Here is an 11,296-nt window from a genome sequence, read left to right as displayed (position 1 = left end):
CCCTTCGGGCAAGGCTCATCTATGGCCTAAGATTGGCATCACCCTGGTGAGTCACTGCGTGCCGCCCCAGGATGTGCCTCTCTACAGCCCCTATCTAAAAGGATATCGCTGCAATCCTGAACGCCTGCGCCTCGTCATTCTTCCTCGTTGCCGCTCGTCGTGCCTCCTCACTCCTTTCACTGACTGAACGAAAGAATCTGTAAGATGGATTTTGTTTTTCGCCTGTCCTTTTTCCTTTGATTTCTCATTACCGTGTCGCGGTCTTCCTGCTTAACGTCCCAAATCAGAACCCCCAAAACAAGGGTATATGAACGCTTCGCGCCCTTGTTTTGATGAACCGTGATTTTGGGTCGAGCAGTCAGGCGACAACGGGAATGAAAAATTAATCAAAGGAAAAACTTATGACAGACTCAATCCTTAATCCATCAACAGCTTCTAACGTTCAATCCGCGACAAACGTATCCCCGTTTGAGCCGTCAGGCTCATCCAAGAATGAATTTTTGAAGCGCTTCTCTGGTCATAAGTTGCGTAAAAATGCGAAGGCTAAAATTACGAAGCTGTTGGAATATGCTGACACGTTGATCTTAAAAACTCAGTCAATGGGGATGGATGATTGCTTTAGAAGTAATGAGCCTGTCACGATGGATAAATCCGAATTTTGGGATTGGTACGAAAAGAACTACAGCGACATGGTTATTTTATTAACCATCCGTGAAGGCGCTCTAGTGAAAGTGCAGGTCTGTGATTGTATCTATCATTTTTCTAATGATGTGGTGATGACATTCTCTTTGGATGGAGAGGAACCGCAAAGCACGATTATTGAGGGGGAATGCTCAGAAGTGGAGGGCACCGAAGAAGTGAAAGAGCCGGTGCAGCTTGCCCCGTTCGACCAATACGTACACCTGGAAAAGACCGCCGTTGTGAAGCAAGTGATTATTGATTGGAGTGAATCCAATTTATTATCTGATGGCAATGCGTACACCCTTGATGATTACAACAAAAAAGCAAGTCAAGAAGCTATGGAAGTGGGCCGCAATAACGGTTACACCAAGACGATGATGTATATCGAGTTTGAGAATGGTGACTTGGAGCGATTTAGACATGATATTGATGCGGATCACCCAACGCTGAACCACTATTACGCTGCTGTGACTGAGACAAAATTGATGGGCTTGTCTAAAGTGCGCTTTACGTTTGAGCAAGTGACAAAGGCATTGATTGACGGTTATCTTTCCCCGCTTAACAGTGATGAGAAAAAGCCAACACCGCCACCACAAGATAACACCCGAAAAGTGGTAGCGCTGGGAGACTATCAAGAGCGACAAGAAGCGAAGCGCGATAGATTAGAAGAGCGTGCCGCTAAAGCTGAAGCGGTCTCTAATGAGCGATTTAATACCGCGAGTACATTAGGGAAAATGTTACCGTTCGGTCAGCCAATCCTGGTTGGTCACCATTCAGAAGCGAAGCACCGTAAACACGCGGAGAGCATCAATACCAACATGCGTAAAAGCGTAGAGGCTCAGGATAAAGCGGAATATCTGAGCCGTCGCGCTGATAGTGTAGGCTCTGCCGGTATCGCGTCAGACGACCCAGAAGCGGTTGAAAAATTGAAGAAAAAGCTCGAGGGTTTGATTAAAAGTCATGAACTCATGAAAGCCGTTAATAAGATCGTTCGCTCTAGTCATATGACCGAGGAAGACAAGATCGAATATTTGGTTAATACACAAGGACAGACAGAAGAAAGAGCAAAAAAATTATTACGCCCGTGTGAGTTTTTTGGAAAGTTTGGCTTTGATGCATACGCACTACAGAATAGTAATGCCAATATCCGAACAACTAGAAAGCGTTTAGAGCACTTGGAAGCGTTGCACAACGAAGCGCCATTACAGGGTAACGGCGAGGCAATGGGGACGGCTTGGGAGCTGTACGAAGAAGAGGGCCGCATTAAGTTTTCATTTGACGGTATTCCAGCCGAAGAGGTGCGCAAAAAATTAAAAAGTAACGGTTTTAAATGGTCACGATACTCTAAAGCGTGGGTGCGTAAACTGACGCCCAACGCGGTCTTTGTGACAAAAAGACTCATTACTTTATTAGCTTAAAACCGAATGAGATGCCTCTTATCCTGGAGGCATTAGTTTCCTTTGTGATTTCCGTGAACGCTGTGGTCGCGCTAAAAGACGTTGAGCCAAAGGCTCGACCGCAAGCGGTCGTCAAGCTGGCTCTCAGTAGGGCTGTAGACCCATTGGCTCGGTGCTTGATTGTATTGCAGTGTATTGATGTCAATTTGTGGTTGCGTGGCTGATAGGGCTTAATTGACGAGTTTTTTATGATGATAGTTTAAAGCGGATTTGAAGCACAGCGTCGTGATAAGGGCTTAACTTGGGCGTTACCCTTCGGGCAAGGCTTTTCGCTTGTATCTTTTATCTATGGCCTAAGAGTGACATCACCCTGGTGAGTCACTGCGTGCCGCCCCAGGATGTGCCTCTCTACAGCCCCTATCTAAAAGGATATCGCTGCAATCCTGAACGCACTCCTCTCACTGCGTTCGCTACGCCTCGTCGTACCTCCTCGTTGCTTTCCCTACCTTTGAATAAGTTCGAGTAAGGCTTGTTTTCTTATGCGCCGATTTCCTTTCACTCGCATCATTTACGGGCTCGCAGGCTGTTAACCGTCTCTCCCCACAACCTGATTTGCAAGGGTAAATGAACGCTGCGCGCCCTTGCAAAGCAGAACGATGGTGAGAGAGCGGACAGCCAAGCGGCTCCGAAAAGTGATACTCAAACAAAAGGAAAATCCTCATGGCGCAACAAAATTCAAACCTAACTCTCTCTAATTCAAATTCAGTGACCAGCGTTTCGCCGCTGGAGCACGAAAGCTCACCAAAAAATGATATCTCTAAGCGCGTGCACCCAGTAGGGCTAAGTCGTGATGTTGTCCTATCAGGAACAACCTCTGTGGAAAATATTATCGTGATTGCCGCTCATGTAAAAGCAAGAGCCAGGCATTCCAGTGTTTGGCTAGAACTGACGGTTTTATTCCCAGAAACAGAACTCAATAAGCCGTACTGGGGGCAAGGCATCGCGAGAGGTCATGTGATTACTGAAACAAATAAGGTAGGGCTGAATAGTCGTGCTGTCGTCATGGGATGGGTGACAGATAGCCATCAATATATCGAAGTATAAAGACTTGATACCCCTTAGTTATAAAATGGAGACTTAAATAATGAAGTATCTCTCACACTATATTCAAGACAAACAAACTCAGGCTTTTAATGATGCTGGGGCGTTCTTTGCTTTTTCTAATCAACAGTTCGATGAGGCAAAAAAAGAGGGCGTGAAATACGCATCACTAGGTATGGGGTTAATTTGCCCAGTTGATAATGCCAAGCAATTAATGACTCGTTTGGATTCCATCGCTCAAGAAGGGATCGCCGAAGATATCAAAGAGAACGGGAAAAAGGCGATCATTCGTCGTGAGTTATTTAATCACGAATGTTTCTACACCAATGATATTTGTGACTGTGTGGAAAAGCTCGAAGGCTATGGCATTTCATACGATGAGATTTATGAAGTGTTTAATCACATTCGTAAAACGGAAGACGTTTATTAAACGTGAAAATTAAAGCGCCTTGATATTTGTTCCATCAAATATCAAGGCATGTTCAAGTCAATTATGGTGAATATTCGAATGAACATTCTGAATGCTACACAAGATAGAGAAGAAACGAAAGCAAAATGTTACGTTTGTACGGCCGTGCCGTTTTCGTTGGGTAAAGTGGTCTATACGCAAGGTATTGAGCAGTTATTAGATAATAATGTCGGTGCTAACTTGTCGATTTATTTGCAGCGTCACCAAAGTGGAGATTGGGGAGAGACTTGCATTGAAGATAAAATCACCAATGACGAAGCAACCAAAACAGGCGAGAGAGTGATATCGAATTATACGATTTGTGATCAATCGGTTTGGATAATAACTGAACGTGACCGCAGCGTGACAACAATTTTATTACCTTGTGAATATTGATATCTCAATGGGATGGCATAAAATGAGAGTCCTATTATTAGGGCTCTTTTTTATGATGAAACCATTACTTTATCTTTCGTTGTTATCGCCGTGTTTCAGTTGGGCTTTTTGCTTTGATGAGGCAGGGCGATTTTATAATGTCGATCCACAGCTTTTAAAATCCATCGCCACGGTAGAAAGTAGCCTAAAGCCGAACGCGTACAATGAAAATAAAAACCAATCCGGTCAAGTCATCAGCCGTGATTTTGGATTGATGCAAATTAATTCCCATTGGTTTGAGCGACTATCCGAGTTTAATGTGAATGAAACAAATATCTATCATCCTTGCTTTAATGTTCATCTTGGCGCGTGGGTATTAAGTTCTAATTTTTCTAGTCATGGTTATAACTGGAACAGTGTCGGCGCGTATAATGCGGGTTTTTCCAAACGCACCGAGAGCGCCAGAAAAATATACATCCAAAAAGTCCAATCGGTTTATTTTAAGATGAACGTTCAATAAAAGGCCTTGCACTATAACGGTGCAAGGTCTTTAGCTTCTCCTCTCGCTTTCTTCCTTCAATTTCCAGATCCCCCGCATCCTTCGTTCGTCAGATTCATTCGCCACCTGGTCGGCTTTTGTCTTTCGCTGTCAGTTTTTCCCGTCGTTTTGATTAAGGAACTCAGATCATTCGTTCTGAGTTGTTGGTTAGTTGAGTTGGTGACCACACCCTACGGCACATTGATTCTCAATGTGAGTGGTTGTCTGTTGATTAAAAAATGCATTTAAAACAATAACTTAAATGTTTGTGGTTGGTTTTTTTTTGTGTTTTAAAATTTTTATATTCTGTACTAATTAGCCGATTTTAGTGTATTTGAAAAAAAGTGAAGTGTATTTGATATACATTTAGCCTAGTTGGGGTATGGCGTGAGAGACGATTAATTGGGAATTAAGTGTGTTTGTATTTGATTTCAATTTAGCCCTTATATACCAGTGTTAATAGACGATATTGAAAAATTAGTGTATTGTGATGGTAATTGATATCAATTCTATTTGTATTGAATAAATGGAGGCTATTTTGGCAAGAAGTCGAGTGTTGCAATCAGCAATCAAAGGGAAATTAGAACAAGATTTTTCAGAGTTTCAACGTCAAACCGGTATGAATGATGCGGATGCCGTTCGCGATCTTCTGACGCTGGCGCTTCGCATTAAACTCAATGACAGTGATGATGACCGACCATCGAATCGAGAGTTGATGGAGGAAATGTATCTTCGTATTAGACAAGTTCAAGGGACAGCTAACCTAACCCATACCCAAACTTTTGATGGTGAATCTTTTTATAAAAACAAAAATGATTCGGCAGAAATGAGGCAATTAGTTATTACTGATGTTGATAAGAAAGTTGAATCTTATCTTGCGGGTGAAAAAAAAGGGTAGCGTATGCTACCCTTTTTTTATCTTTCAAACTCTCTATCGATTTCTCTATCTTCTCTGTGCGGTTCTTTGTTTATATCCAAATCTAATTGCGGTGATATGTCTTTTTGCTCAAAGTATTCTAGAGCTTTACTGTCAATATTGTTCTTCTCGTTGTATGTTGAAGAACTATTTTCTTTCACATCACTAACCTCTAAATGGTCATTGATTTCTTGTGTGCCTGGGCCTTCTTTCCTCTCAATGTCATTCACACATTGGATTATATCGTGTTTCAAGTTTTCGCTTGATATAAACTGAATGTCACGGTTTGAAAAGTTTGCCATGATTTTTTCAATGTTGTTTGGATTTAAATCGTGATTGCCTTGACCAAGTACAATAATTATATTTTGTCTCAATTCATCGATTGATACGTTTTGAATGTCATTTTTATGATTCACATTGATAATATCAATTTGACCTTTTGTTTCCTGATTTATGATGAATGAACTTTCAATGTCAGTGCTAATAATAGTAGTGCTTCGATGTTCACCATTGTTGAATTGAGTTAAGTTTTTCGATTTTGTTCCTAACGTTCTAGGGTTTATATCAAGTGCGCTATCTTTTTCACCTTGACCATCTAAATATGTTACCTCAATAGCTTTTGTTTCTCCTTGCTTGTTGTGAATGTTAGTTACTATTGCAGGATGAAAAGTTCTGTCTTCTGAGGAGTATACTGATGGATGGAATCTAACATTTTTATTCTCCACATCACTAATCCCAAGTTTATTTAAATATTTTTCAGCTAATGTACCAGTCATAGGCTGGCTTTGTTCGATGTACTCTTTTGCTCTTTCTTCAAACTGAGCAATATGTCTCGGGGTGGTTTTTAATAGTTTTTCGTGTTTTTCATTAGCATCAATTTGATGCTTATCTGGTTCGTTTATCATTTCATTAGCATTATTCATTGCTTCTTTGTAGCTAATGTCTTTATGGCTCATGATGAGGTTAATAAGGGAACCTTTCTCGCCTGTAGTGTAGTCTTTGAAGTATCCGCGATATTCACCAGTTAGACTCACTTTAATAGCAGATTTGCCGATTCCAAAAGTTAAGTAATCACGGTCTGATTTGGAAAGATTTGGCTTTCCTAATAATTGCTTAGCTAGACTTTCTGTATATTTTGGTAGTTCGGTGTTGATTCGTTCTTTAAATAAGTTGTAGTCAAATTCACCGCTTTTGTTTTGATAGCGAACGTCCTCATGAGGTAGAGCATTTCGATTAAAGTACGTTGTTGATTGTGGTGGTATTTGATTAACCGTTTCAATGGCACTGTGCTTGTTTGACTCTTTAGATTGCCAGGTCTTTACCATTTGCTTTGGGTTGTCGGTATAGAGGGTTAAGTGTGTACTCGCACGCGTGAGATCGATATATGCGCGTCTCAAATTAGTTAACCCTCCTTTACCTTGAATCGCAGTTATTACATGAGGGTAGGTTGTGCCCTGGGCCATGTCTGCGGTTCGTGTGTATGCGTAATCCCAGTGCGCGTCTTTGAGTTCATTAGGGTTTAGTGTGAGAAGTTTCCCCGACTCTGATAGTGCTGTTATCATCTTTTCATCGGCGCTTTGTACTCGATATTCGACGTTAGCTTTGATATCTCGAGTCTTGTCAGTGAACCGTGTAATTATTTTGTCTTCTTTGGATAACGGTTGATGAGAGAGTGAAAACAACGTGGTAAATGTATGATCACGGTTGCGAGGTAAGAAAGTTTTTTCCCTGCCTGTAGCCTCATTTTTTAGTGTCACGATACCGTGTTCAGAATCGACACCTGTGATGGTAGCGTATTCACCAGGCTTAGTACTTAGAATTAACCCTTTCTGATAAGGCATCATAGTTGATAGCTCTTCCCCTGTAGCGCCAATTGAGCGAAGTCTTGAGGCTACGACGTTCTCTTGTCCTATTTCTTTGGCCCCTATTAAGCCCTCACGAATGTGCTCAGTAATGTTGTCTCTTTCTATATTGGTGTAAGCAATGATAAGGGTACTCTCTCGAGTTTCAGGGGTTCGAGAAAGGTAGTCTTGTGCAACCACATATGGCAGCTTCTCTGTAGCTGTTTGCTGTGCTTGGCGAGGGTCTTTGTTATTAGGTTCTAGAGTTGAAATTACATGCTCGGTTTTTCCTAGGGGATCTGGTGCTTGTTTTTGTAATTTATCTAGTGCGCTATCGGGTTGTTTATCAAGGATGTTATGTACAGCGTTGAGGAGGGTGTCGTTTTGCTGACGAACAATGTCCGTCATTTGAGCTGTGTCGATATTCCCTTGTCTCATGGCGAGCTCAAAAGGTTTACCAGCGCTGAGTGATAATAATTGCTCTTTGTCGCCTAGGAGTACTGCCTTGGACTGACTGTTTATTATTAAGTCCGTGAACTCTTTCGCTTGTTTGTTACTGACCATAGAACTTTCATCGAGAAAGAATAAGCTGCCTTGATAGTCATTGGGTTCTTTGGTTCCTCTTCGAAGATCTGTTAGCAGACTTTCTAAAGTTTGTGCTTCAACGCCCTTTTTTTGAAGTTCACTGACAGCGGCGTGAGTTGGAGCTAATCCTATTATTTGTTTTGGTTTGTTTTGTCCGACTTGGCTAGTGTGTTCAATTAAATCAATGTTGGACTCTAGCATGGTTGATTTACCTGTACCGGCTAACCCCTGTATTGCTACGATACTGTCATGGGTTGTAGATATAAGTGTAATGCTGTCTTTTTGGCCAGCGCTCAAGCGTGGCTTATCATCGAGATAGCTTTCAACCTGTTCAGAGGTAGCAAATGGTAAGTGTTGGTCTTTACCTTTTTCTATGTTGGCCAATATGTGTTTTTCAGTATCTAACGCGGCTTGTGTCGTCCAGCGAGTGCCGTCGCTGTATTCGGCTGATAGGGCGTCCTGGCGCTTATCAAGCGTTTCTTCCACTTGTGCTTTGGTGATTGGTGAACCCGCTTCTTCAAATGCGTATCGTACGGCTTCTACCACCAATTCTTTTTGACTGAAACCGGCTTCTCGCTCTGATAAATGATTTAAAGCAAAACTGACAGCTTTCTCATGGGTAGGGCGTTGCTTATCTTCTGACAACATTGATAAAGCTTGGCTTATATCTTGTCTTACTATGTCTTCGGTTTTTCCTGAAAGATAACGGTCATTAACATGTTGAGTCTGCATTACACGCTCAATGGCTGATGGGGTTATGGTGGTTTTTTCTAATGCACTGCGCGCTTTGTCGGTGTTGTCTGTGAAAATATCCAGACGATCTGTTTTTTCGCTTAGATCATTTAACAGGGCTTTAGAGAGGGTGAAAGCTTTGGCTGATAATAAAGTATGAGTTTTGTCGTCAATATTATGTGCGTTTTGTACATAATCGTATTGTAGCGGTGCGTCTTTGAGTTTTTCTATTGACAGTTTGAGAGTTTGGCCTTGTGTATCTTCTAAGGTAAGAGAATGTTTTGATAAGCCGGTAACTTGATAACTTTGGTGTGCTTCTAGACCTGATGGGAAGTGTTTCCCTACAGTAGCCAACCGCTCTCCTTTCGCTATATTAATGCTTTGTGGTTTACTCAGTTGTACGTTCATTGCTTTAAATGATTTTGAGGCAGGGTCAAGGGTGACAGGTTTTCCATCCTGTTTACTTACAGTAAGAATGGTGTTGTTAGCTTTGTCGGTGCTGGCAACCACAAAGGCTTTAGGTTTACCATTTTCCCATTGAGTGAGCGTCATGCCAACTTTATAGTGCTGTGCAAGTGGTTGTTGTGACTTTGAAAGAAAATGAGGAACTTGAGTAAATAATGTCGTCTCGGTACGTGATAACTCGCCGGTGTTTTTTAATGCATCACGAATATGGCCAGTCAGTTTTCTTTGTTCTACGCTAGATGTTGCTAAGACCTGGGTGTTTGCTTTATCTGGCAAATCAGAATAAATTCGTGCGACTTTTTTTGCGTCGTTATCATGAAGTTTTATTTGGTTTTTACGGGTAGTGTTATTAACCCAATTATGGCTCTCTACGTTCCCTTTGCTATAGAGGTCTATTGCATTGTGAGCCTTAAAGCCCTGGCGACTCGAGGTTCGATTAAGGAGCATGACTTTACTGCCGGTTTGTTTTGCTTTTTCTGTCAGTGTGATCAGCTCGTTCGCACTCATTTTATTAGCGTCATCAACAACTAAAACGTCTTTGTTAGTCAACTCCGCTTTTGAGTTTAATATTCCATTTAAGCTATGACGTTGTTCTGGTTGAAACACTTGCGTGATCCAAGCTTTGAGAGTGTGGCTTTCCCTTTGAATATTTTTCTTGCCTTGATGGGTGGCTTTGGCTCCTTGCGACACAAATTGAACCCGCTTGCCGCTGTGGTTTCCTACATTTAATAACTGTTGTGCGATTTTTTCTGATGAGCCGAACACATTAACTACGTGGAATTGCTTTGTGGAATGGTATAGCTCTGTTAGCTTTTGTTGCTGATTGGTTGGAATATCTAGGCGAGTCAGCGTTGATGGTTCAACGTGTGTACGCATATGATGTGCGCGGCCTTTGGTGATATCCATAAGCGCTTTTTCATTTTGCAACATTGATTTTGAAGTGTATTGCCCTTTTTCTTTCAGACCGACTAACGTCCCGTCTTTAATTAAACTATCGGCGGTTTTTTTCAAGTCAATTGCATTGGGTTGTTCACTTCCCTTCGTAAAATCACTCGCAGCAAGTTCGATCACTTTTTCTAAGTTAAGCGTGGTGGTGTACTGACTTAAATGCTCTATGGCACTCAATAAGGCTTGTTTTGTGTCGGCAGGAGCAAGGGGGCTTTGATTGTTCTTCGCATGCTCTTTTGCTTTTTCAACGAGCTTCGCTGGATCTAGCCCTTGCTCTAGAGTTGTAGATTGCCATTGACCATTTAGGGCCGCTTCACTTTGGTAGGTTTTAGATTGACGAGTATTAAGTGCGGCTGTTTCTCTGGTGGCCTGAGTATTATGGCCAAACTCTAAAGTTTGTTGGTCAATTTGTTGTTTTCTAGTGGAAAATGCATCCATTAGTGTAGAAGGAACTCCTTTTATATCAAACTGACCATTGCCGATACCTTGAGTTTGAAAACCTAACTCTTGGGATTCTTTGGCTAAGTGACTTTGATACAGCGCGGTATAATACTTTTGGAAGTTATAAATACGCTCACCACTTCCGTTAATCACCCCGCCTTTTTGTTTTAGGCTTGAGGCGAGCGTTCGAAGTTCACCTTCTTGGTTTCTAGTCATATTCGCTGCTAGGGCATGAGAATGGACTTGTGGTTCGTTCGCTCTACTGGTCTTATGTCGAACCACGGCAAATAGCATAGATTGGGTGTTTTGGTATTCTCGTTCGCCTTTATCTTTCGTGTGAGTTACTTGAGCAACGTCTTTTTCTAGCTCCGTTAAAGTAAACTTAACGGCGTTATTGTGTGCTTCGATGAGCCGAGTGTCTCCACCGACCAAAGCCAAAATGCTAACGGATTTTGGAGCTGAAAAAGTTAGATCAAAACCAGCCTTGTGATTGTCCCTTTTCCCTTTAATGACCTCTTCTCCTAGATGACCCGAGAGTACAGACTCTAAATTTTTTTCGTCGACCGGCTTTTCATTGAGGCCAGATTCTTTAGCCAGCTCACCAAACCAAAAAGTGTTTTCGTCCTGACTTTTTTCTTTGAGATAGTAATTGTCACTTGAGTCCTTTTCTAAAGAAACGTCAGGTAAGTTTTTGGGGTTTTCTTCGCCTAGGTAGTATTTTGTTGCCGATGACGCTGATTTTAGGGGGCTGATAGAGAGCATGGGTGAAACTCCTTAAGGGCCAGTGTCCTAAGTTTGTAAGGGACAAATGGGATATTAGGTATTGTT

At 41.8% G+C, this 11,296-nt stretch carries 7 protein-coding genes; 6 read left to right on the top strand and 1 reads right to left on the bottom strand.

The features are described 5' to 3' along the window. Nucleotides 1-401: 401 nt before the first annotated feature. The 6 genes from BCT49_RS12290 to BCT49_RS12260 all read left to right on the top strand — a co-directional run bounded on the left by BCT49_RS12290 (nt 402) and on the right by BCT49_RS12260 (nt 5,438). Entirely contained in the window at nt 402-2,099 is a 1,698-nt protein-coding gene (locus BCT49_RS12290; RefSeq protein WP_102435479.1) for a DUF3560 domain-containing protein, read from the top strand. Between the two features lie 699 nt (nt 2,100-2,798). Then, nucleotides 2,799-3,182 (top strand): hypothetical protein, encoded by a 384-nt coding sequence (locus BCT49_RS12280; RefSeq protein ID WP_076678492.1) that lies wholly within the window; start codon nt 2,799-2,801, stop codon nt 3,180-3,182. 40 nt (nt 3,183-3,222) lie between these two features. Further along, the gene (locus BCT49_RS12275) at nt 3,223-3,609 is read left to right on the top strand and encodes a DUF7659 family protein (RefSeq protein ID WP_016799661.1); all 387 of its coding nucleotides are present in this window, start codon (nt 3,223-3,225) and stop codon (nt 3,607-3,609) included. A 78-nt stretch (nt 3,610-3,687) separates the two neighbouring features. Next, nucleotides 3,688-4,023, top strand: coding sequence for a hypothetical protein (locus BCT49_RS12270; protein WP_016766862.1), 336 nt, complete (start codon nt 3,688-3,690; stop codon nt 4,021-4,023). Between the two features lie 55 nt (nt 4,024-4,078). Further along, nucleotides 4,079-4,522 carry a lytic transglycosylase domain-containing protein gene (locus BCT49_RS12265; RefSeq protein WP_372165901.1) on the top strand — a complete coding sequence of 148 codons (444 nt, stop codon included), beginning with the start codon at nt 4,079-4,081 and terminating at the stop codon, nt 4,520-4,522. A gap of 556 nt (nt 4,523-5,078) precedes the next feature. Continuing rightward, complete coding sequence (locus BCT49_RS12260; protein ID WP_102383324.1) at nt 5,079-5,438, top strand: hypothetical protein; 360 nt, start codon at nt 5,079-5,081, stop codon at nt 5,436-5,438. Between the two features lie 17 nt (nt 5,439-5,455). Here BCT49_RS12260 and traI read toward each other — a convergent pair whose 3' ends face one another. Next, the gene (traI, locus tag BCT49_RS12255) at nt 5,456-11,230 is read right to left on the bottom strand and encodes a conjugative transfer relaxase/helicase TraI (RefSeq protein WP_102435475.1); all 5,775 of its coding nucleotides are present in this window, start codon (nt 11,228-11,230) and stop codon (nt 5,456-5,458) included. Nucleotides 11,231-11,296: the final 66 nt, after the last annotated feature.

Source organism: Vibrio lentus (assembly GCF_002875945.1).
GTDB classification, from domain to species: Bacteria; Pseudomonadota; Gammaproteobacteria; order Enterobacterales; family Vibrionaceae; genus Vibrio; species Vibrio apostichopi.
Note: the sequence above shows the minus strand (reverse complement) of the source record. Positions and strands in the feature narration are given on the sequence as shown.